The organism is Parabacteroides goldsteinii DSM 19448 = WAL 12034 (assembly GCF_000969835.1).
In the GTDB taxonomy this organism is placed as follows: Bacteria; Bacteroidota; Bacteroidia; order Bacteroidales; family Tannerellaceae; genus Parabacteroides; species Parabacteroides goldsteinii.
In genome coordinates this window covers 804,931-825,985 of sequence record NZ_KQ033912.1, presented here as the reverse complement: position 1 = coordinate 825,985, position 21,055 = coordinate 804,931, and the positions used below count along the sequence as shown (strand labels likewise).

Here is a 21,055-nt window from a genome sequence, read left to right as displayed (position 1 = left end):
AATAATCCACCAAATAAGCAGCTATTTGCTATTTTTCATAGCGGTAGCTGCTTTTATCTTTGTACCCGATAAGATATGTCGCATTGAAAATGAATATTCGTATCATGAAAAGAGTAAATCTGTTCTTCTGCCTCCTGTTGCAACCTTTGTGGCTTTGTGCGCAAACGATATTGCCATTGGTAAGTCCGGCGGAAATATTAAAAGCAGAGATCCGGGTGAGTGACAAGTTCGTGGATATCGATCTGTTTGACAAGGGAGGGAAAGTTGTCGAGGCGAAAACTTTGCAACTGGAGTTGGATAAAACCATATTAGCCGGAAACTGGCAGGTAGCCGGTCAGACGAGAACTTCGGTCGACCAGACCTGGCAACCGGTTTACGGCGAACGTTCGCTGGTAACAAACCGGTATAATGAATTGGAACTGTTGCTTCGTTCCGATGAAAACCAAAAAGAAATGACATTGCTTGTCCGTTTGTATGACGAGGGACTTGCTTTCCGTTATGCTTTCGACAAAGTGGATTTCTGGAACTGCACGTTGGTGGATGAGAAAACACAATTCCTGTTTGCGCGAGATTGTGATACTTGGGTGACAGGCGGGGCACAAGGAGCTTATTCTAAAACCAAGTTGGGAGCCTTGAAAGGTACGGCCGATCGCCCGCAGGTCGTGCAGATTTCTGATAAACAGTTTGTGGCAATCGGCGAAGCGGCTTTGGTGGACTATTCACGCATGAAACTGGGTAAGAGTGAAGAAGGAATCGGTGTACAATCGGTTTTGTCAGGTAAGGTAAATCTTGATTTGGCGGGTTACCGATCTCCTTGGCGTTATGTGATGGTGGCCGATCATCCCGGGATGTTGGTACAGAACAATTATTTTGTCTTGAATTTGAATGAACCTAACCAAATAGAGAATACGAGTTGGATCAAACCGGGGCAGGTGATTCGTGAAGTGACATTGACTACAGCCGGAGGATTGGCTTGTGTGGATTTTGCTGTAGAAAACGGGATTGAATATGTAGAGTTTGATGCCGGTTGGTATGGGGATGAGTATAATCCGGAATCGGATGCATCGACTATAACCGTCGATCCCAAACGCTCAAAAGGTCCGCTGGATCTTCATAAAGTGATAGAGTATGCTAACCAAAAAGGGATTGGCATTATTTTGTATGTCAACATGAAAGCTTTATCGAAACAATTGGATCAAATACTTCCTTTATATAAACAATGGGGAGTAAAGGGCTTGAAATATGGCTTTGTCGATGTCGGCGACCAATATTCGACAGCCTGGCTGCATCAGGCAATCCGTAAAGCGGCCAAATATGAACTCATGGTCGATGTTCATGACGAATACCGTCCGACCGGTTATTCCCGTACCTACCCGAACCTGATTACGCAGGAAGGTATCCGTGGAGATGAGGAAAGTCCGAACTTGAATCAGGCGATTTATACGTTATACAACCGTATGATTTGCGGGGCAGGCGATTACACGAACTGTTTCTTTGCCGAACGTGTGACGGAAAAGATGGGCGGACGTGCGGCTCAATTGGCTAAACGTATTGCCATTTACAGCCCGTGGCAGTTTATCTTCTGGTATGACCGTCCTTACAAGGCTCCGTCACGTGACGGAGGTGCCGGTTCAACTGAATCGGTGATTAAGACGGATGCTATAACCGACTTTTATTGTTCGATTCCTGTTGTATGGGATGATACCCGCTTTTATGAAGGCGATATGGATTCGTATGCGGTAGTTGCCCGCCGTTCGGCATCCGACTGGTATGTCAGCATCCTGAATGCCGGCGATAAACGGCAGGTCGTATTGCCGCTTGATATGTTGAAAGACCAGTCCCGGTATAAAGCGACTTTATATTATCAGGCACCGGGTAAAAAGAAAGAAGTTGTCAGCGTGAAGGAAATCAAATTGCAGGGACAGGAAAACCTGACGTTGGATGTGGAAGGTAACAGCGGTTGCGTATTGTACCTTACGCAAGATTGGCCCCAACGCTCTTACCAGGCCGGACCTGTCGACATGGAGGTTGTGCAGCGTGGAGATTCGGAGTTTCCTGTCGGTTTTTCGGCATTTTCGCTGGAAGATCATTTTGTTTGGTGCGGTTCGGCTATCCGGGCGGAAGAGGATGGAAGATACTATCTGTTTTATTCTGCCATGGAGTCGGGAACCGGACATCCGCCTTTTGTCGATGCCTGGCTGTTAGGGTCGAAGATAGGGGTCGCTGTTTCCGATTCTCCTTATGGGGGATACAAAAATATTGGTTTTGTCTATAATAAGGACGGCTATACTCCGGACCGGAGTTCGTGGGATGCCCAGACCGTTTCGAATACACATATCAAGCGCTTTAACGGGAAATATTACCTGTATTACTGCGGTTCGGTAGACCCCGGAGAGAATGCCCGTATAAAAGGAACGCTGAGTAAAAGGGACCGTATCCAGCAAAACCAGAAATTGGGAGTGCTGTGTTTTAACTCCATAAAAGACTTGCTAGAGGGTAAATATACCTGTAACGAACAACCGTTGCTTATTCCCCGTTCGCGGGTAAAACCGAATAATGTGTTGGAACCGTCGCCGGAAGGAACAGCGGTGAAACCGGATAACCTTATCATGGTGAATCCGGCTGTCGTCTATTGTCCGGCAAACCGGAAATATTTCCTTTATTTTAAAGGGAATGTCTATGACCCCGGTTGGCGTGGTGTGCATGGTGTGGCCATCTCCGACGAACCCGCCGGCCCTTTCCGGGTATTGGACGATAATGTCTTTGAATTTGAAACAGGTACGGATCAGAAATTGAATGCCGAAGACCCGTATGTCTGGTATCACCGCAAAGACCGATGCTTCTATGCTGTCTTCAAAGATTTTACCGGAGGATTTACCCAAGGTAAGCCCGGTCTGGCTATCATGTATTCAAAAGACGGCCTTCATTGGGAATTGCCCGAGCACTCTTTATTTATGAACAAGGAGATTATCCTGAAGAATGGCGAACATGTCGATGTGGACCGTCTCGAACGTCCCCAATTGTTTTTAGATGAAAACGATGACCCTATAGTCCTTTATTCCGCCTGTTCCATCACCCCGTTGAATCAGAAGAAAGATGGTAGTTCGTTTAATATACAGATTCCGATAGTGAGGCAATAATAATCCATTAAAATAGCAAGATTGTTTATGCTGTCTTTTCGCTAATTAGTTGTAATTTTGTTCTCTTGAATAGACAATAAATTTTATTGGTCGATAATATAGTAGCCATCATAAAAATGAAATTAGAGACTCTGATAGCAGAATGCACCGCATACGATTTTAAATTGATGCTTGAAGAAAGGAAGCCTAAGAGTTGGGTAAAGAGTATAAGTGCTTTTGCCAATGGTTTGGGCGGTTCCCTTTTCTTTGGTATAGACAACGATGGTGTTGTCAGAGGTCTTGATGATATGCAGCATGTTTGTGAAACCATCAGTAGCAAGATTCGCGATTACATGGATCCATTGCCTGATGTAGAGATGATTCCTTGTACACGGATTATAAAGTTGAAGACCATTCTTTCACAATATTGGCAAACACTTTTAAAACGCGTACAAGCCAAGAGTGGAATAAAAAATATCTTTTGTCATTTGGACTCGTCACGAACACAGAACGTCTCACTAATGCAGGTGCATTGTTTGCCGATGATTCTCCATTGTGGCAATCACGTCTGTATTGTACACGGTGGGACGGCAGGGTAAAGGGAGACGCTATTAATGATGCTGAGTTCACATGTGTTGATGTTGCTTCGTGAAGGGATGAACTTTGTAAAATCAAACACAAAGAGAGGTTGGGAGAAATTGCCTAATGGGCGAAAAAATAAACCAGAGTATGCGGAACGCGCAGTTCTTGAAGCGATGGTTAACCATTTTATCCACCAAGACTATACTGTTATGGGGAGTGAGGTTCATCTTGATATTTATGATGACCGCCTTACTGTAACATCACCCGGAGGTATGTATAATGGTGCATTGATTCAAGACTTGGAGATTGCAGATGTTTCTTCCGAAAGACGCAATCCGATACTCGCAAATGTGATGGCACAATTGGACTATATGGAGAAGCGGGGCAGTGGACTTACACGTATTTGTAATGAGACCCAGGCTTTGGATGGGTATAGGGATGAACTAAAACCTGTATTCAAATCTACTTCAACTCAATTTCAGACCACCATCTTTGCCTCCTCCGACATATTGAATGTCGGAGAGCATGACGGAGACGTGTCGGAGACTAAACTCACAGAGCGACAGATGAAAATGCTTAATCTTATAAAAGAGTTACCAACAATCACCGCCAAGAAAATGTCGGAGACTTTGTCGGTGAGCCAACGCACAGTAGAACGCGATCTTTCTGCATTAAAAAATAAGGGAGTCTTAATGCGTGAGGGTAAAGATAATGATGGCCTGTGGCAAATACTAATAACAATGGGATAATACACAAAATAAACTTGATAGTTATATTATATGCTTGACTAATCATTCTTTGCACATAATTTTGAGACAATCTGATACAAATAGGACTATAGTGCTGCCTTATCCGGCACTATAGTCCTATTTGTATCAGCACTACTGTGCTACAACCGATTAGACCATATTGTCGCCTCTCAAATCCGCCTTGTCGCATTTGTCAACAAATTGTCAACAAAAATCCGGACAAGTTGTGTAATTGCCTTGTACCTTTATTCGGTAAGGGCTCCGGAAGAAAAAGGCTATAATAAATTAGTCGAATGGAAAAGCAAATTACACATCTTTGTGGCGGGTACTATCGCTCGTTCAAGCAGTTTAAAATACATGTAGAAATGATGGATAATAATATGACTTTTTTGCAGGAATGCGCGCGTTTCCTGCTGGAAACGCATGAGGAAAAGAACGAGTTGAAGCAACGTTTCACGAACCTTTTCTTTGAAACCTATGGACAACAGATCGCCGGAGACTGCGGCTGTTCACACCTGGTTTTCGATCATCAACTGATCCCGGTAAGACAACCGGAATTTTTAATCGACCTGATGCACGCTACCCTGGATTTAGGGGTAATAGATTGTTCTTCAGATCATTTAGGCCGAAATCTTAATGCCATTTTCAAAACGAAATTCTCCTTGTCGACCTTCCAGAGAAAGTTGCGCGCCAATACCCTCAGGGAAAGTATGCTGTATGGAAAAATCAAATCATACAAGGACAAATAACCGGTCTGTACATAAAATAATCAACAGTAAACAGTAAGTTAAAAACGGCCGTTTTTCTTTCGGATACCTTCTTTTTTACGGTCTTAGCTGCAATATAATTATACTCTTTTGCCTTTTCCCGTTTACTACCTTTGCCTCTGTGATCTTTTAAACGATGAAAGAGGAAACCTTTATAAGAGTCTTTATATAAGATATTCTTTATATATTAATAAGAGTGTCCCGCCGACTGTCCCACGACTGTCCCAAAGGTTTCGTCTGTGTAGGGTTGAGTGTTTGAAAATGAGAGATTTATGCAACTGTGATGCTGTCCCGTCCCTGTCCAGGTGACTGTCCCAGACTGTAACATGATTGTTTAACTTAAATCGCAAGAGATGAAAGATGAAGATTATCAGAGTGTTAACTCTGGAAAAAGAAAGAAAGGTTTTTTGTGCGTCCCCAATTATTGGCTGGACGACTTTTACTCCGATGAACCGGAGCGGCGTAACAAGGCACGTATTTACCTCTGTTTGCTGAAACATGTTTATTTCGCGGATGGCGAGATCGTAGTCAACGGGCAGCGGATGCCTTGCCGTAAAGGGGAGTGGGTGACCACCTACCGGCAGCTGGAGCAGAAGACCGGGGTGGCGCGGACAACGATCAGCCGCTTGATCAAGCAGCTGGCAGAAGAGGGGAACATCCGTATACGCTACGACGGCCATTTTACCTTCGTGCAATTTCCTCCGGCAGGAGTTCCGAAAGATGTTCCCGCTTCCGACGGAAAAGAGCCGCCTCCCGCCAAGCCTGCGAAGCCTCGTACTCCGCCTGCCGGCCGACCGAATTATAACAGATTTAAAGATAAAGAATCATGAAAAACGAACAACCGAAAAACGCCGGACAGCCAAAGACTGTCAGTGTCGCAGCCGGCAATTACATGAGTACAGACAATGGGATGCCTTCGTCCGAAGAGATGGAACAGGCCGTCGTATTGGCCATCCTGACGCAGAGCACTGCCATTTGCGAAGTGGGCAACCGTCTGCGTCCGGAGATGTTTACCAATCCTGCTTATTGCCTGGTTTACCGGGCGATGCTGGCGCTTTACCAGCATGAGGCGGATATCGATATGCTGAGTGTGGAACGGGAGATGCGACGGATCGACCCGGAGCATGCCACGCAACTGAACGGGCTGGCTTTTATTGCCGATGGCATGTTGAAGGTGCGCAATGCCCGTTTCATCAAGACGTATGCCGCCTGGGTGATCCGTTGCTGGGTGTTGCGACAGGCCATTGCCGGGATGACTGCGCGTATGGTCGAAGCGCGTGAACCGGGTGTCGACGTGATGGCATGGCTCAATGCTTCGCGTAAGGACCTGGAGAAGCTGGAAGAGGAATTTGCCGTACATAGCACTACCCGCACGGCGGCCGAAGTGGGCGACCGGGTGTTGGCGGAGATTTATGACGAGCAGGAGCGGCGCCGTGCAGGCGAGCAATTGCAAATCACTACCGGTATCGATGAGTTCGATCATTATCTGGGCGGACTTTACCGCGGCGAACTGCTCGTGCTCGCCGGGCGTCCGTCAATGGGAAAGACGGCGCTGGCCCTTCACATGGCGTTGGCGGCGGCCCAACAGGGAAAGAAGGTTTGTTTCTTCAGCCTGGAGATGACCGAACGCCAGCTGATCAGCCGTCTGTTGTGTACGTTGAGCGGCGTGGAACCGGACAAGCTGCGTTTTAAACTGATGGATGCCGGTGACCAGCAGCGGCTGGATAAGGCGGCAGCCGAACTGCGCAAGCTGCCTCTTTTCCTCAATTATTGCAGCGGTTGCGGGTTGGCGGAGATACGGGCGCGATGCATGGTGCTGAACCGCAAGCACAAGCTGGATCTGATGATTGTGGATTATCTGAACCTGGTCAACGTCAGTGCCGACCGGGGAGAGGTGAAGGACACGATGGACCTGGCCCTGGGCGAGGTGGCGGGCGGATTGAAGACGTTGTCGATGGAACAGAACGTCGCCTGCCTGGTCCTGGCACAGCTGAACCGTAACTGTGAAACGCGCACCGACCATATCCCGATGATGAGCGACCTGCGCAACTCGGGTGAGATCGAACAGATCGCCGACAGTATCGCAATGGTTTACCGTCCGGAACAGTATGGCGAACTGAGTGACCCTGTTACCCGCGAATCATTTTATCATGTGGGCCGCTTTTTCGTCATCAAGAACCGTAACGGCGGCACCGGCGAAGTGCGTTTCCGTTACAACGACAGCCTGACACAGATTTATCCGTATAAAAAATAAGATCATGAATATGCAACAACTGAAAGCCGCCAATCCGATAGAACGGGTGGCGGCACGCTACGGCACCTTACTGCGTTCCGGAGCCAATTACAAGATGCTTTGTCCTTTCCACGACGACCATCATCCTTCGCTCGGCATCCATGTGGGCGGACAGTATTTCAAATGCCATGCCTGCGGGGCGGGAGGCGATGTGGTCGGGTTGGTGATGGGATTGGAGCGTTGCTCCTTTGCCGAGGCGGTGAAACGCCTGGGTGGGGATAGCCGTGGCGAAGCGGTCCCGGCAACCCGTAACGTACAGGAGCGGACGAAGCAGGTTGTGCCTGAGCCGACCCCGAAAGCGACCCCGGAAGCGACCCCTGAACAGACGCTTGCCCGGAAACAGGGGATGGAGGCGAATGTCCGTTTTTTATCCTCCCTGGTCCCCAGTGCTTCGGGCCATACGGAATTGTCGGCTACTTGGCTCGACTTCGGTGTGGCGCAGGCAACGGCGTTTGTCCCCGATGACTATCGTTACCTGCGTAGCCGTATCGTTTTTCCCATCTATAATGCGGCTGGCGGGTTGACCGGTTTCGGCGGTCGGCGTCCGATGGCGGCTTCGGAGGAGGAACCTAAATACGTGAATAGTCCGAACAGCCTTTGGTTTGACAAGAGCCGGATGTTGTACGGTATCCACCGGGCAGCGGAGGCGATCCGCCGGGAAGGGTTTGCCTACCTGACCGAAGGGTATAAGGATACGTTGGCGATGCATGCGGCAGGGTTGACGAATACGGTGGCCTTGGGTGGTACGGCTTTTACGGAAGGACAGGCGAAGGTGTTGCGTGGTTTTTGTGGACGGGCGGTCCTTTTGCTGGATAATGATCCGGCCGGGCGGTCGGCGACGGAGCGTTTGTTGGCGCAGTCTCCCGGCGGCTTATCCCTGGACAGCCTGCTGTTGCCTACGGCGAAGGATGCCGACGAGTTGTTCCGCCGGCTGGGGCGTGATGGTTTTAACCGGTACATGCGATTGCTTACGGAAGAGGTGGGGAAAGGGGAGAAACGTCTGCTGGCTTTCTGCCTGAAATATCCCGAAGTCGCCTCGCATGTGGAACGGATGCTGGAGGAGGACGATCTGCCGTTTACCTCGGAGCCGTATCGGAATTTATTGCATTTCACGGCGCAGGGTGTGGCTGTTTCCGACCTGCCTGTCCCCGAATCCCTGTTGGCGGAAATCCTTTCCGTTCTTCTTCCGGAGCTACCGCTTCCAGCCGGAGTACCGGCATCCCTGTTGAGTGAAGAGGAAGGTACGGTCTGCCATGAACTGGCCGGACATTTCCGCCTGGAATATTACGAAGAACGTATCCTGAGCGAAACCGCCTGCCTGAACGGACAGCTTCGGGCGGCAACGCCTGCCGACGGCTTCCGTCCCGCCTTGCTGGCAGACCTTTCCCGCCATATATCCCTGCTGGTCCGCCTGGGGGAAGACCTCCAGCGAACGCCGGTGGTGGAGAGGAGGTGGTTGCAATCTTTCTAAATTCGTGTCATTTTGTTGATTAGTAATATGCTTAATGGAAAACTATTTTTATCTTTGTGAGAAATAAAGGTGAATTAAAACAGTAATCATATGAAATCAACAGCCGAAATATTAGAACTACTTCGTGTGTTTAAGGCACAGTCTGCCGCAAAATACGGACTTAGGCGTATCGGCATATTTGGCTCTGTTGCTCGAGGTGAACAAACCAATCAAAGTGATGTTGATATCTGCTATGAAAGCGAACCGCCTTCACTTCTTACTTTAGAACGTATTCAGAGTGAATTAGAGGAGCTACTGGGTTGCTCTGTTGATTTGATAAGGATACGTGAGCATATGAATAGTCGGCTTAAACAGAGAATCTTAAATGAAGGAGTTTATGTTTGACAAAGACATTGCACTCGATAGCCTGTTAAATATCGAAAGTGCGTTGAAACGTCCCGCCCGTTCCTGATTAAAGGAGCCGGCGGGACGTTTCGTTTCCGGTATGTTTCAAGAGAATACCTAACAAATACCGACAAACAAGTACAACCGCCGACAGCCACCGACAATGGCGGACTGCGCCTTTCCGCCGGGGCGTATCTTTACGATGTAATATTACAAGAGAGAGTAAAACAGATTCAGTAACTTTTTAAATCGTAAAATTATGTCAGTAAAGTATCGATTGGTATTGCGGAAGGATATGACCAAAGGGGCGGCAGCCGATGCAAAGTTGTTTTATGCAGCGAGCAGTTCGAGTGGAATGTGTGACCTGGCTGGTTTGTGTGAAATCATTGCCGACCGTTCGGCGGCTACCGCCGGAGATGTGAAGCTGGTGCTCGACGGGCTTCTGTTTGTGGTAAAGCAGAAGTTACAGGACGGGCAGACGATCCAGCTGGGTGACCTGGGTTATTTCCAGGCAGTGTTGGGAAGTAAGGGGTCGCCTACGAAAAAGGAGTTTACCACAGATTTGGTGAGGCGGCCGCGTGTCGTCTTCCGTCCGGGCAAGACCCTGTTGGAGCTGGCCAAGAAGTTGAAGGTGGAGCGTATGGTGCTCGATAAGAACGAACCGGATTCGGGGAGTGGCAGCGGTGGCGGAGATCGCCCGGAAATAGAATAGGCACCGTAGCCGGGATGCGGTCTGTCAGCATCCCGGTGGTCCCAGGTGGCGGAAGATACAGGCTGCCTGTTTAGGCGTCAGTAGCTTACGCCCGGGTTTCCAGCCATTGGCAGCCAGCTGGGACAATAGTTCCTGGCTGACCCCTATCCAGCGGGCGAGTTGCCTGGAGGCACTTTCGGGTTTGACATGCGGGAAATAGAGGATAGCCAGTTCCTGGTAACCCCATGACCGTTCTTTCCCGTAATCGGATTCGGTAGTCTGTTCTTCTGTATTCATAATATACTTTTCTTGAATGATTTACTGTTTCAAATATAGTGAATTATTCTTTGAATGTCAAGCTTTGTGTGATGTTTTATCCGGCTAAATTGAGTTTTTTATGACAAAATATGAGTTTGTAAAACGTTTCCTTCCGGAAGCCGAAGCTGCGGAGAAACGGTTCCATCTGAATCCGGTCGTTATGCTGGCACAGGCTGCCATCGAGTCGGGATGGAATGAAAGTAACCTGGCGAAATTACATCGTAACCTGTTCGGTATTACCGGATATGGCCCGTCCAACGAGTTCTGGCACGGTTGCCGGGTGGAATTGGTCCCGCGCGGATTGCCTTTCCGCAAGTATTCCGATACGCAGAGTAGCTTTCTGGATTATGCCCGGCTGATCGTTACGGCTTATCCGGCCGCTGCCGCAGTCAGTTATTATCCTTCTGCTTTTGCGCATGAAATTGCGTACAGCAAATATATCAGCGAAGTAAACGGCGATAACCGGACCGCTTACTGTCATTTGCTCGACCGTCTGTCGGTTGCGATCGGCAAGCTGATCAAAGTACCGGTGTGTTGATTATCTACTACCAGTAAATTTTTATCGTATGAAAACACTTCGTATCGTTTGTAATTTCCTTTTATCCTTGGTGCAGGCCCTGTTTCCCCGTGGCCTGAAAGGGAGGCACAGCTGCCCAGGCGATCCCGTGGCTGGCGCTGATAGCACTGTTGTCGCTTCTTCTGAAGCAGACGGAGGTGGCGCTGGCAGCCATCGGCGCGATCTTGTCGATCATCCGTCCGGGGACCCATACGCCGCAGAATCCGCATTAGAGGAACCTCCTCCGGCAACCACGGCTGGTAATTTGATGGGGTGGCTGTTGATCGGGGTAGTGGCGGTGAAACTGTTCTGTTGAAAGGAATGTATATTTACAACCTGAAATTCTGCCTCCTGAACTCCATCGGCGAAAGCCCCATCACATTGGAGAATGTGCGGGAGAAATATTGAGATTCTTTAAAACCGAGCTTGTGAGCGATCTGATTCACCTTCATATCAGTCTGGATCAGTAACTTGCAGGCTTTGTTTATTTTCAGGCGTGTGAAATAATCCATAGGGGAGTGGCCTGTCTCCTTAACGAATTTGCGGTAGAAGTATGATTCCGAATATCCGCAGAAATTAGCGAAATCGGCCAGCTTGAGGTTACTCTCGATATTATCGTTCATAAAATGTACGACGCGGTTCATCACATTTTCAGAATACTCTTTGGGACGGAAGTTATTCCGGTAGACATCGATGAACAGGAAAGAACCCAGGAAATGGGCAAAACACAGATTGGCGTAATGCATATGATCCATAGAGGTACTTTCGTTCAGCGTAAAGAAAATCTCCTCAAACAGGTCGAGCCGTTCTTCAATGCGTGACTGGGCGGAAGGAGAGACCGTCGTCGGCTTATCGAAACGGCTGGAGAAAAGAGGGGCTTTGCTTCCCCGGAAATGAATCCAGTAGATCGTCCAGGGACTGGTCTCATCGGCTCCGTAAGCATGCGGAATATTCCGGGGCAGGATAATGAACTGGTTAGCCTCCAGATTTTGCCGTTTCCCGTACAACTCTATCCAGCCGCATCCTTCCTTACAATAGATGAAAAGAAACTCATCGCATCCGGTTGGCCGGTTGATATAATGATGGGAAGCCCTTGAGAAGTATCCCATCGAATAAAGATACAAGTCACTTGTCAGTGGACTATCTTCCATCAGATCGATCATCGGGATAGGAAGATAGATGAAACGTTCGCCGGAAAATCCTAGTTCTACTTTTGCCATTTTTCATGTATTTCGCTATTCACAGCATAAAATAAGCAATAATAATCCACAAATAAGACAAGATTTTGCTATTTTTTATAGGTTGGTAGGACTTTATATTTGTACCTTACTTAAAGTGTGGCTTACAATAAGGGGAAGATCGTATGATGAAAAGAAAATATTCAATATTTGCAGTGTTTATTTTATTGGTAGTTGCAGCTTGCGGAGAGAGTAAGTATGTGCTGCAATCTCCCGATGGCAGTCTGTCCGTAAAGGTCGGGCAGTCGGATAAAGGTGATCTTATCTACCGTTTGGAAAAAGTAATAAGTATGAAGCATTTCAAAATGCTTTAAAGTTGAATTATTTAAATATGATGTTATGATGATGAATATATCAAAAGGTGTGTTTACTCTTTTTACTGTAGTCGGTTTGGCAGCTTGCAGCAATGTGCAGATTGAAGGTTCCTGGATCGAGCCTGTTCCCGGTATGCCTGAGATGGTACAAGGTGTTACGTTAGAGAATGGGGGGAGGGCTACTTCCATCAATATGGCCACCCTGCACTATGAGTCTTGGGAGAAAAATGGAGATAAACTGGTGTTGTCGGGTAAAAGTATAGGTAACCACCAGACTATATCTTTTTCGGACACATTGCAGATAGAAGAGCTTACGACTGAGAATTTGGTGTTGAAAAAAGGAGATTTAGTTATAAAATATCAGAGACAAAACTAGAGTCAGAGGAAGAAACGATATAATTACAACCTGAAATTCTGTCTCATTGAAACAGACGTTAGCACCAGTAGGAGGGGCTTGTTTGATTAAAAACTGCAAGAATCAGAAGATAATGCAAATAAACCGTTAAAAAGTCTATTGATCGGGAAATAAAAGATAGGTTTATTTGTATGCTAAACTAATTGTTGGCAATGAATGTCGTTGATTTTAAATTGAATACAATGAAAAAGAAAATAGCTTATTGTTTGTTTGCATCTGTATTATCTTCTGTGATTTATGCAGATGTTGTTCCGTCTTCAGTCGATTATGTGGTGCGTCCTCTCTATGGTTACAGGGCGGACGGAACTCCCGGGCGTATTGTGACGGTTAAATTGAAAGGAAAGGAACTGAAAGGAGAGCTTTCCGTAGATGTGATAGCCAAAGGAAAAACAGAAAAGAACCATTTTGCATTGAATGCGAAAGATTCGACGGAGGTCGAAATTCTGTTACCTTCCACGGTACCTACAGGGAAGAAGTCGGAAGTCACCTTGGTTCTTCGTGGGGCGGATAAGGTGTATAAGCAAAAAGTCAGTGTTACGCCTATGCGTCATTGGAATGTTTATTTGTACAACCATGCCCACGTAGATATAGGATATACCAATACGCATAAGAACGTAGAACAGCTTCACAAGAATAATATCATTGAAGGGATAAAACTTGCAGAAGAGACGAAGAGCCATCCGGAGGGTGCCCGCTATGTGTGGAACCCCGAAATTGGATGGCCGCTCGAACGCTTATGGCAATCCAATCCGGAGATGCGGGATGGGGTCATAGATGCAATCAAGAAGGGGCAAATGTGTGTGGATGCCAGTTATCTGAACCTGAATACTAGCATTTGTACAGATGAAGAGATGTTCCACATTTTTAAATTTACGCGGGAAATGCAACGGTTAAGCGGGCAACCAGCAGACGTTTTCCAACAGTTCGATATTCCGGGCATATCGTGGGGACTTGTTCCGGTAATGGCACAGGAGGGAGTTCGGTATATCATTTCCTGGCCTAATTCCGACCGGGCGGGAAATGCCCATGCCAATATGGATGGTAAGCCTTTTTGGTGGTTGGGGCCGGATGGAAAATCGAAAGTATTGTTTTTCCAACCTGGCAGTTATGCCAATAGCGGGAGTATGGGAAAAGGCGGAGAGACGGGACGTCCGTGGTTCGGCCAACGTGATCCGGAAAAGGTTCCGAAAGTAATACGTACCGGATATGCGAATGTAGACTTTACCAGGCAGTTGGAGTCTATGGAGAAAGATAATTACCCCTACGATTTTGCCTTGTTCTCCTGGTCCTTGTGGGACAACAATCCCTTGGATGCCGATATCCCTTTTGCGGTGAAGGAGTGGAATGAAAAATATGCCTATCCGAAGATTCGTATTTGTGGTGGCCACGAAATCATGTCGATGATAGAGGATAAATATGGAGACCAGTTGCCGGTCGTATCCGGCGACTATACGGAATATTGGACGGACGGCTTAGGTACGGCAGCCGGGCTGACCGCTAAAAACCGAAATGCCAAAGAGCGGTTAACGCAAGCGGAAACAATCTGGTCCATGCTGGCAGATGGCGGGAAAGCTCCACGTGAAGATTTCGATGAGGCTTGGCGTTATATCCTTTTAGGTTCGGAACATACCTGGTGCTTCGAGAACCCGACCGAACCCTATTTCCAGGATGCCATCTGGAAAGTGAAGCAGTCTTACTTCCATGAGGCCGAAGATCGCTCGATCGATATGCTGGATGAATCGCTGGCTCCTGCCACAGATAAGTCGAATGGGGCACTGGGGCCTAAGGAAGGCCCTTCCAATGGAGGTATCGCCGTCTTTAATACGCATTCATGGCCGCAGAGCGGTGTGATCCGGTTGTCGGCAAAGGAGAGTTTGAAAGGGGATAAAGTGGTCGACCAGCATGGGAAAGAGGTACTTTCCCAACGCCTTTCTACCGGTGAGCTGTTGTTCTATGTCCCGGAAGTACCAGCATTGAGTTCCCGTCATTTTCGGGTTGTGGAAGGCAAATGTTCTTTGTCGGGCAGTTGCAAAATAGAGGGAACGACACTGGAAAACGATTGTCTGACGGTTCATGTGGACCAGGCAACCGGTAATATTGTTTCTTTATTGAAGAAAGGTGCTGAATATAACTATATCGGCGAGGGGGCCAATACATTCTCCTGGTTGCCGGCAAATGTGGATGCTCCGCAGGCGGATACGGTATTATCTGTTTCCGTAGTGGAAGAAGGTCCTTTGGCTGTAGAACTGCGCGTGGCATCGAAAGCAACCGGTTGCCGGAGCGTCTCCCGTTCTGTCCGTTTGTTGGCAGGCCAGCCGTGGGTGGAAATCTCCAATGTCGTGGATAAATTGCCTTTGGTGGAGAAAGACGGCATTCATTTTGGCTTTGCCTTTAATCTGCCAGACTCAAAGACCCGTGTCGATATTCCCTGGGGAGTGATGGAAGTGGAAAAGGACCAGTGGCCGCAGGGTAACCGTAACTGGCTTGCGATGCAACGGTGGCTGGACGTATCGAATGCGACTCATGGCGTGACTTGGTGCTCGTTGGATGCTCCTCTCTTTGAGTATGGTAACCGTACGGCAAACATCGCACTCGGTTGGGGAGACAAGGGAAATTGGCTGAAGAAGCTCGAACCGAGTTCAACCGTTTATTCCTGGGTGATGAATAACCACTGGCATACGAACTTCCCGTTGACTCAAGAGGGTCCTGTCCAATTCCGTTACCGTTTGTATCCGCATGAAGCTTACGATGTGGTGGAAGCGAACCGCTTCGGAATAGAACAATCGCAACCGCTGGTATACGTTACGGCAGATAAAGATCCGCAGGTCGAGCCATTGATAGCTGTCGACAACCGGAAAGTGTACTCGACGATTATCAAATCACAGGAAAACGATCGTGCTTTGATCGTCCGCCTTCGTTCTTTGTCCGACAAGGAGGAAAGCGTAAAACTGTCTTTTCCTAAAAAGGTCCCGGTGCGTATTTCTGTCTGTGACCGGGAAGAGATAGCCGGAGAGCAAACCGACGGCAATCTGGTGATGGCTCCGTACGGACAAATGACATTGAGATTGGAATACTAAGAAGCGTTTTTAGGGATAGTATAGTAGTGCTAGCAGGGGTAGCACAGTAGTGTTACTCTATTCAGGACAGTAGTGTGGGGAGACCTAACACTATTGTCCTGTTTTTTCCCTGAAAGTATTTATTTTATTCTCGTGCTGTATGAATCATGGAGAACAGATTTTCGGGAGGAGTTGTAGAAGGAATGGCACAACCAGCATTCAGTATAAATCGGGGATTGTTCTTGAATACTTCTATTAATTCGATTGTTTTTTCTCTGACCAATGCAGGTGTTCCAAATGCCAATACTCCGGCAGGATCAATATTGCCTGCAAAAACAGTTTTACCACGCATCTTTTCTTCAGCCCGATTGATGTTTGTTTTGTAATCCAGTTCCAATACATCTGTTCCGCATGTAATCATTTGGTCGATAATAATATCTGTATTACCACAGATGTGTAATAGATACGGAACTCCTAATTGATGAGCATAATCGCAAACTTTCTTTTCATAAGGGAGTGCAAACCTCTCATACATATCCGGTGACAACATGGATGGCCCCGCCGGACTATCTCCGTTGGATACCATATCTGCACCGGCTTCTGCCATCATTTTGATAAATTGGGAAGTGGCTTCGTAACAATAATCCAGAAATTCGAAAACCCTGTTTTCTTCTTCCAAGCATAAGTCCATCATCATGTTTTCCACACCACGGATCATTGTGGCGAGTGAGAATGGTGCTTGGTCACAATTTCCCCGGATATAAATTTCATTTTTGAAATAGGTCTTTAGTAGAGTTACAGCTTCACACCAAATATTTGCGTATTGATAGCTTTGTACATTGACCGGTTTTAACTGGTCCAGCTCAGTTAAAGAGGATAAAATACCAGTATGAGAGCGGGCCGGTTCTGTTTTCGGAAAATCGACTTTTACCCCGCATGCACCGGCAAGTGTAACTGTATCAATGTCTACAACAATGCCATCATACTGATATTTTTCTACTGCGCGTATAAAACATTCGGCTATAACCTTCGGATTGTTACGGTATTGTTCCATGGTGTATCCTGCCTCATTGACGGCCATCATGAAATTGTGCAGCATAATAGGTGTTTTATCCGGCATTTTGCCGGCAAGAGCTGCTTGTATTCTTTCGTATCCTGTCATATTGTTTTCTTTTATGAATTTTCTAATTCTATTTCTTCTAATGATTTATTAGTTGTTTCAAACAAGTATTTCTTAAAGAAAAAGTATCCTGTAAGTGTTGTGATCGCAAAAAAAGCGAAACAATATCCTCCGCCATTTGGAAGTGCCCCGGTTGCGATGGGAAACAAGAAGGAAATACTTCCGTTTACTATCCAGTTGGATAATGAGCCGATGGACATACCCTGTGAACGGATATTGTTGGGGAATATTTCTCCTAACAAAACCCATGAAACCGCTCCCATAGAAGAAGCAAAGAGAGCTACGAAGGAGACTAACGCCATTAATAAAACCCATGCCGGAAAGCCTGTACTGAAATAAGAGGCTGCCAATACAGCCAACGTTACGGACATTCCTGCCGTACCGAAAAGAAGCAACTTTCTTCTTCCGACTTTATCGATCAATGACTTTGCCAATAAAGTGAAAGCCAGGTTGGTTATCCCGATAATAACAGTTTGCCCTATGGCAGCGTTGGTAGAGAATCCTGCCGCCCTGAATATGTCTGTCGCATAATACATGACGATTGCAATTCCTGATAGTTGACTGAAAATACCGACTGCAATGCCTATTAGCATGAATCGCAAATAGGGTTTTTTGAATAAGGAAGGACAATCTTGCTTATTGTCTTGTTTATGGAGTGATGCTTGTATCTCCCGAATCGACTTTATGCTGTTTTCCGGCGAATTATATTCCTGTAGAGCTATATTTGCTTCCGATATGTGTCCTTGTTGAATGAGCCATCGTGGACTACGTTTGGCTTGCAGTAAGAATGTAAAGAAAAAGAGAGACGGAAGAGCCATTGAGAGGAACATATATCGCCAATTGTATTCGCCTGTATCGATCAGCAGGTAATCAACAAAGAAAGCGGCCAATATGCCGACCACGACTCCCAGTTGGAAATTGATGGTCGAGCTTCCCCGATGTTTAGCAGGGGTAATCTCAGAAAGGTAAATCGGCATGATGACAGAAACTGCTCCTACGGCAATACCTCCTAATATCCGGGCAATGATAAACATCGTAAAGTTATAGGCAAATCCGGTTCCCAGGGCGGATACCAGGAATAATAAAGCAGCTATTTTCATGCTATCCCGTCGTCCGAGCCTGTCTGCCGGCCAACTGGCAAATGAGGCTCCTAAGATACAACCGACAAGACCGGAACTGACTGACCAACCGACCATTGCATCCGAAAGATTGAAATAGGATGTAAAAAAGGGCATAGCCCCATTTATTACCGCTGTATCGTAGCCGAAAAGCATTCCGCCCAAGGTGGCTATCCAAAAGTATAAGATATGCGTTTTCATGGAATTATTTTTTCACAAAGATAACTCCGTTAAATAGGTTTACGTTTAAATTCGGTATTATAGCACTATTTTGAAATAATATTTATTGGGAGGTACTTTTCTTTTTGTATGAAGTGGGAGAATAACCGTTGTATTGTTTGAATACGGTGGAGAAATAGGCCGGTGAAGAAAATCCCAGATCATAGGCGATATCTTTGATAGAGAACTTGTCTTCTTTCATCATTTCTTGTGCTTTCTCCATTTTCCTGCGGATTATATATTCAGATGGTGGTATACCGGTCTCTTCTTTAAACGAATGTTTGAATCTGGATACGGAAAGGTTACATTTATCTGCAAGGGTTTCTAAGTCAAATACTTCAAAAAGGTTCTCATCTATATAATGGACAATCTTAGTTATGCGATCACTGTATGTCCTGCCGGAGTTTTTTTCACCGGCATGTATGATATGAAGTAAAAGGGACACAAGCAAATTGTTCAACTCCATTTTGGTTAGCGGCTCTTTGTTTTGAAAGTAGATAGATATGATTTTCAGGAGTAAACGTTCACATTCACTACCTCCTTTAAAGAGGCGCTTAGGTAATAGCAGTAGCCTGGAAAAAAGCTCACAGGCATCCGAATAGTTTAATCCCAGGTATTCTTTACCCTCTTGAGGCCTTTTCAGAACCATCCAGTATAAAACCCCTTTTTCTTCCGGAACCTCACCTGTACCATGTATCTCGTTAGGAAAAGTAATGAATATATCTCCACCGTATAATCTGAAAATACTGTCGTCAACAAAGTATTCCTGGCTTCCTTTCGCCAAATAACAGATTTCGATCATATCCGGATGGGTATGGGTGGGAAGTATGGTTTGCGTATTTACATAATTGTATCTGCCGAATTCATCGAAAACGTCAATGCCATGTCTTTTCATATTTAAAACGAGGCGGCTGATTTCTCTGTTTCTCATCTGTTTTTAAGGATTTAATGGGCTGTAACGGGGACAAATATAAGAATAAAGAAGAAGTAGAGTATATCTATTTTGAAAAAACATTCAAAATAGTGCTATAATATTTATTTGAATCCATAAGTTATTTAGTAACTATACTTTTGCAAAAGTTAAATCTAGTTACACCATGAAACGAAGAGAATTTTTAAAAAGTACCGGTTTGATAGCTTCTTCAACGGCTATCTTCGGACAGACAGAATTATTGAATGCCGCACAAGCCAGTTCGATAACAGACATACCGGCCGTTGCGGATGATTTGGATGCCCAATTGAATAAACCATTGACCGCTATTATTATCGGTGCCGGCGGGCGTGGGAATGTCTATGCCCAATACGCAGAAAAGTTTCCGAATTCACTTAAAATCGTAGGTGTCTCAGATATCAACGAGTTTCGCAGGAAACGAATGTCCGATCGCTTTTCTGTGAAAGAATCATGTCGCCTGGGAGATTGGAGTGAAGTCTTTAAGAAGCCGAAATTTGCGGATATTGTCTTCATAACTACTCCGGATCGTTTGCATTATGCCCCTTGTATGAAAGCTTTAGAGATGGGGTATCATGTATTATTGGAAAAACCGGCTGCTCAAACGGAAAAGGAATGTACTGACATTTTGAAACAATCACAAAAGTATAATCGTATCGTGGCAATCTGCCATGTACTGAGATATGCACCCTATTTTAAAGCACTCAAAGAAACTGTCGATTCAGGAAAAATCGGAGAGTTGGTAAGCATCCAGCACCTGGAACCGATCGAACGTATCCACTTCTCTCATTCGTATGTGCGGGGTAATTGGAATAATTCTAAAAAGAGTACTCCTGCCGTCATTTCCAAATCGTGCCATGACTTGGATATTTTACGATGGATTGTAGGGAAACCGTGTAAAGAAGTGACTGCTTTCGGTGACCTCTCTTATTTCAAGGCATCCAAGGCTCCGCAGAAGGCGGCAAAGCGTTGTTTGGATTGCCCGATAGAACGTGAATGTGCCTTTTCTGCTAAACGGATTTATTATGAAAAGCACACGTGGTTGTACGTATTCGACCTGAGCGGTGATAAACAGCAGCGCGACGAACAGATATTGTCTTACTTGCGGACTTCCGATTACGGTCGTTGTGTCTTCCATTCGGATAATGACCAGCCTGATCATTTCATTATGAATATGAAGTTTGAGGATGGCGTGACTGCCGCTTTTTCTATGGAAGCTCTGACCTCTTACGGTGGGCGACGGACACGGATTATGGGTACCAAAGGTGATGTAGTGGGTGATATGCAAACATTTACTGTGACTGACTTTTTGACCGGAAAGCAAGAAAAGTGGGGAACCGATATCAACGACGGGCATGGCGGAGGTGACCTTCGTCTGATCCGGGATTTGTTGTGGGCGGTCGATAAAAAGGATGAATCTTTGTTAACCAGTAGTATAGCTGCCTCTATCGAAAGTCATGTGATGGGATTCAGAGGCGAGCTGTCGAGATTGAAAGGGACAATAGAGAAGCTTTAGGCACTTAAAATTGTGGTTTTGTCGAAATTGTAAAGTCTTGTTTTTTATACGACAAAAGATTGATCAATCTTTTGTTACACAGATACCTGTGTAACAAAAGATTGATCAATCTTTTGTTAC

Annotated in this window: 20 protein-coding genes; 15 read left to right on the top strand and 5 right to left on the bottom strand. The window is 46.2% G+C overall.

Features of this window, described 5'->3' with window-relative positions; genetic code table 11:
- Positions 1 to 104 precede the first annotated feature (104 nt).
- The 9 genes from HMPREF1535_RS26185 (at position 105) to HMPREF1535_RS03370 (ending at position 10,077) form a co-directional block, all read left to right on the top strand.
- Positions 105 to 3,140 (top strand): glycoside hydrolase family 97 N-terminal domain-containing protein, encoded by a 3,036-nt coding sequence (locus tag HMPREF1535_RS26185; protein WP_082207491.1) that lies wholly within the window; start codon positions 105 to 107, stop codon positions 3,138 to 3,140.
- 116 nt (positions 3,141 to 3,256) lie between these two features.
- A complete protein-coding gene (locus HMPREF1535_RS26180; RefSeq protein ID WP_244275565.1) occupies positions 3,257 to 3,718 on the top strand; it encodes an AlbA family DNA-binding domain-containing protein in 462 nt (153 codons plus the stop codon).
- A 15-nt stretch (positions 3,719 to 3,733) separates the two neighbouring features.
- Complete coding sequence (locus tag HMPREF1535_RS26175; RefSeq protein WP_244275564.1) at positions 3,734 to 4,450, top strand: ATP-binding protein; 717 nt, start codon at positions 3,734 to 3,736, stop codon at positions 4,448 to 4,450.
- 293 nt (positions 4,451 to 4,743) lie between these two features.
- On the top strand, positions 4,744 to 5,199 hold the full coding sequence (locus tag HMPREF1535_RS03395; RefSeq protein ID WP_046145305.1) for a hypothetical protein: 456 nt from the start codon (positions 4,744 to 4,746) through the stop codon (positions 5,197 to 5,199).
- 371 nt (positions 5,200 to 5,570) lie between these two features.
- On the top strand, positions 5,571 to 6,047 hold the full coding sequence (locus tag HMPREF1535_RS03390) for a helix-turn-helix domain-containing protein (RefSeq protein ID WP_046145304.1): 477 nt from the start codon (positions 5,571 to 5,573) through the stop codon (positions 6,045 to 6,047).
- The gene (locus tag HMPREF1535_RS03385; RefSeq protein ID WP_046145303.1) at positions 6,044 to 7,471 is read left to right on the top strand and encodes a replicative DNA helicase; all 1,428 of its coding nucleotides are present in this window, start codon (positions 6,044 to 6,046) and stop codon (positions 7,469 to 7,471) included. The genes HMPREF1535_RS03390 and HMPREF1535_RS03385 overlap by 4 nt, the downstream gene beginning before the upstream one ends.
- A 4-nt stretch (positions 7,472 to 7,475) precedes the next feature.
- Positions 7,476 to 8,981 (top strand): CHC2 zinc finger domain-containing protein, encoded by a 1,506-nt coding sequence (locus HMPREF1535_RS03380; protein ID WP_046145302.1) that lies wholly within the window; start codon positions 7,476 to 7,478, stop codon positions 8,979 to 8,981.
- A gap of 90 nt (positions 8,982 to 9,071) precedes the next feature.
- Positions 9,072 to 9,365: a nucleotidyltransferase family protein gene (locus HMPREF1535_RS03375; RefSeq protein WP_007654703.1), complete on the top strand. Its 294-nt coding sequence runs from the start codon at positions 9,072 to 9,074 to the stop codon at positions 9,363 to 9,365.
- A gap of 259 nt (positions 9,366 to 9,624) precedes the next feature.
- Positions 9,625 to 10,077 (top strand): HU family DNA-binding protein, encoded by a 453-nt coding sequence (locus HMPREF1535_RS03370; RefSeq protein ID WP_046145301.1) that lies wholly within the window; start codon positions 9,625 to 9,627, stop codon positions 10,075 to 10,077.
- Positions 10,078 to 10,101: 24 nt separating this feature from the next.
- Here HMPREF1535_RS03370 and HMPREF1535_RS03365 read toward each other — a convergent pair whose 3' ends face one another.
- Positions 10,102 to 10,353 carry a DUF4248 domain-containing protein gene (locus HMPREF1535_RS03365; protein ID WP_010802073.1) on the bottom strand — a complete coding sequence of 84 codons (252 nt, stop codon included), beginning with the start codon at positions 10,351 to 10,353 and terminating at the stop codon, positions 10,102 to 10,104.
- Between the two features lie 100 nt (positions 10,354 to 10,453).
- Between HMPREF1535_RS03365 and HMPREF1535_RS03360 the strand changes: the two genes are divergently transcribed.
- Positions 10,454 to 10,912, top strand: coding sequence for a glucosaminidase domain-containing protein (locus HMPREF1535_RS03360; protein WP_046145300.1), 459 nt, complete (start codon positions 10,454 to 10,456; stop codon positions 10,910 to 10,912).
- Positions 10,913 to 11,039: 127 nt separating this feature from the next.
- Positions 11,040 to 11,246, top strand: coding sequence for a hypothetical protein (locus tag HMPREF1535_RS03355; protein WP_244275563.1), 207 nt, complete (start codon positions 11,040 to 11,042; stop codon positions 11,244 to 11,246).
- 13 nt (positions 11,247 to 11,259) lie between these two features.
- On the opposite strand, the gene HMPREF1535_RS03350 is transcribed toward HMPREF1535_RS03355, so the two are convergent.
- Positions 11,260 to 12,150 (bottom strand): AraC family transcriptional regulator, encoded by an 891-nt coding sequence (locus HMPREF1535_RS03350; RefSeq protein ID WP_046145298.1) that lies wholly within the window; start codon positions 12,148 to 12,150, stop codon positions 11,260 to 11,262.
- A 143-nt stretch (positions 12,151 to 12,293) separates the two neighbouring features.
- Between HMPREF1535_RS03350 and HMPREF1535_RS03345 the strand changes: the two genes are divergently transcribed.
- The 3 genes from HMPREF1535_RS03345 (at position 12,294) to HMPREF1535_RS03335 (ending at position 15,974) form a co-directional block, all read left to right on the top strand.
- The gene (locus HMPREF1535_RS03345; protein WP_007654690.1) at positions 12,294 to 12,482 is read left to right on the top strand and encodes a hypothetical protein; all 189 of its coding nucleotides are present in this window, start codon (positions 12,294 to 12,296) and stop codon (positions 12,480 to 12,482) included.
- 25 nt (positions 12,483 to 12,507) lie between these two features.
- A complete protein-coding gene (locus HMPREF1535_RS03340) occupies positions 12,508 to 12,858 on the top strand; it encodes a lipocalin-like domain-containing protein (protein WP_244275562.1) in 351 nt (116 codons plus the stop codon).
- 221 nt (positions 12,859 to 13,079) lie between these two features.
- Entirely contained in the window at positions 13,080 to 15,974 is a 2,895-nt protein-coding gene (locus tag HMPREF1535_RS03335; RefSeq protein ID WP_046146381.1) for a glycoside hydrolase family 38 C-terminal domain-containing protein, read from the top strand.
- A gap of 124 nt (positions 15,975 to 16,098) precedes the next feature.
- On the opposite strand, the gene HMPREF1535_RS03330 is transcribed toward HMPREF1535_RS03335, so the two are convergent.
- The 3 genes from HMPREF1535_RS03330 to HMPREF1535_RS03320 form a co-directional block, all read right to left on the bottom strand.
- Entirely contained in the window at positions 16,099 to 17,115 is a 1,017-nt protein-coding gene (locus HMPREF1535_RS03330; RefSeq protein ID WP_046145297.1) for a uroporphyrinogen decarboxylase family protein, read from the bottom strand.
- Positions 17,116 to 17,126: 11 nt separating this feature from the next.
- Positions 17,127 to 18,452, bottom strand: a complete 1,326-nt coding sequence (locus HMPREF1535_RS03325) for a sugar porter family MFS transporter (protein ID WP_046145296.1) — start codon at positions 18,450 to 18,452, stop codon at positions 17,127 to 17,129.
- A gap of 82 nt (positions 18,453 to 18,534) precedes the next feature.
- Positions 18,535 to 19,401, bottom strand: a complete 867-nt coding sequence (locus tag HMPREF1535_RS03320) for an AraC family transcriptional regulator (protein WP_082207490.1) — start codon at positions 19,399 to 19,401, stop codon at positions 18,535 to 18,537.
- A gap of 166 nt (positions 19,402 to 19,567) precedes the next feature.
- On the opposite strand from HMPREF1535_RS03320, the gene HMPREF1535_RS03315 reads away from it, so the two are divergent.
- The gene (locus HMPREF1535_RS03315; protein WP_087880811.1) at positions 19,568 to 20,935 is read left to right on the top strand and encodes a Gfo/Idh/MocA family protein; all 1,368 of its coding nucleotides are present in this window, start codon (positions 19,568 to 19,570) and stop codon (positions 20,933 to 20,935) included.
- Positions 20,936 to 21,055: the final 120 nt, after the last annotated feature.

What these genes read in the sequence shown, in the direction of transcription:
- HMPREF1535_RS03330 (WP_046145297.1), bottom strand. Translation starts at nt 17,115, where the DNA reads ATGACAGGATACGAAAGAATACAAGCAGCTCTTGCCGGCAAAATGCCG.
- HMPREF1535_RS03350 (WP_046145298.1), bottom strand. Translation starts at nt 12,150, where the DNA reads ATGGCAAAAGTAGAACTAGGATTTTCCGGCGAACGTTTCATCTATCTT.
- HMPREF1535_RS03365 (WP_010802073.1), bottom strand. Translation starts at nt 10,353, where the DNA reads ATGAATACAGAAGAACAGACTACCGAATCCGATTACGGGAAAGAACGG.
- HMPREF1535_RS03315 (WP_087880811.1), top strand. Translation starts at nt 19,568, where the DNA reads ATGAAACGAAGAGAATTTTTAAAAAGTACCGGTTTGATAGCTTCTTCA.
- HMPREF1535_RS26180 (WP_244275565.1), top strand. Translation starts at nt 3,257, where the DNA reads ATGAAATTAGAGACTCTGATAGCAGAATGCACCGCATACGATTTTAAA.
- HMPREF1535_RS03360 (WP_046145300.1), top strand. Translation starts at nt 10,454, where the DNA reads ATGACAAAATATGAGTTTGTAAAACGTTTCCTTCCGGAAGCCGAAGCT.
- HMPREF1535_RS26185 (WP_082207491.1), top strand. Translation starts at nt 105, where the DNA reads ATGAAAAGAGTAAATCTGTTCTTCTGCCTCCTGTTGCAACCTTTGTGG.
- HMPREF1535_RS03340 (WP_244275562.1), top strand. Translation starts at nt 12,508, where the DNA reads ATGATGATGAATATATCAAAAGGTGTGTTTACTCTTTTTACTGTAGTC.
- HMPREF1535_RS03370 (WP_046145301.1), top strand. Translation starts at nt 9,625, where the DNA reads ATGTCAGTAAAGTATCGATTGGTATTGCGGAAGGATATGACCAAAGGG.
- HMPREF1535_RS03325 (WP_046145296.1), bottom strand. Translation starts at nt 18,452, where the DNA reads ATGAAAACGCATATCTTATACTTTTGGATAGCCACCTTGGGCGGAATG.
- HMPREF1535_RS03335 (WP_046146381.1), top strand. Translation starts at nt 13,080, where the DNA reads ATGAAAAAGAAAATAGCTTATTGTTTGTTTGCATCTGTATTATCTTCT.
- HMPREF1535_RS03385 (WP_046145303.1), top strand. Translation starts at nt 6,044, where the DNA reads ATGAAAAACGAACAACCGAAAAACGCCGGACAGCCAAAGACTGTCAGT.
- HMPREF1535_RS03390 (WP_046145304.1), top strand. Translation starts at nt 5,571, where the DNA reads ATGAAAGATGAAGATTATCAGAGTGTTAACTCTGGAAAAAGAAAGAAA.
- HMPREF1535_RS03380 (WP_046145302.1), top strand. Translation starts at nt 7,476, where the DNA reads ATGAATATGCAACAACTGAAAGCCGCCAATCCGATAGAACGGGTGGCG.
- HMPREF1535_RS03395 (WP_046145305.1), top strand. Translation starts at nt 4,744, where the DNA reads ATGGAAAAGCAAATTACACATCTTTGTGGCGGGTACTATCGCTCGTTC.
- HMPREF1535_RS03345 (WP_007654690.1), top strand. Translation starts at nt 12,294, where the DNA reads ATGATGAAAAGAAAATATTCAATATTTGCAGTGTTTATTTTATTGGTA.
- HMPREF1535_RS03375 (WP_007654703.1), top strand. Translation starts at nt 9,072, where the DNA reads ATGAAATCAACAGCCGAAATATTAGAACTACTTCGTGTGTTTAAGGCA.
- HMPREF1535_RS03320 (WP_082207490.1), bottom strand. Translation starts at nt 19,401, where the DNA reads ATGAGAAACAGAGAAATCAGCCGCCTCGTTTTAAATATGAAAAGACAT.
- HMPREF1535_RS26175 (WP_244275564.1), top strand. Translation starts at nt 3,734, where the DNA reads ATGATGCTGAGTTCACATGTGTTGATGTTGCTTCGTGAAGGGATGAAC.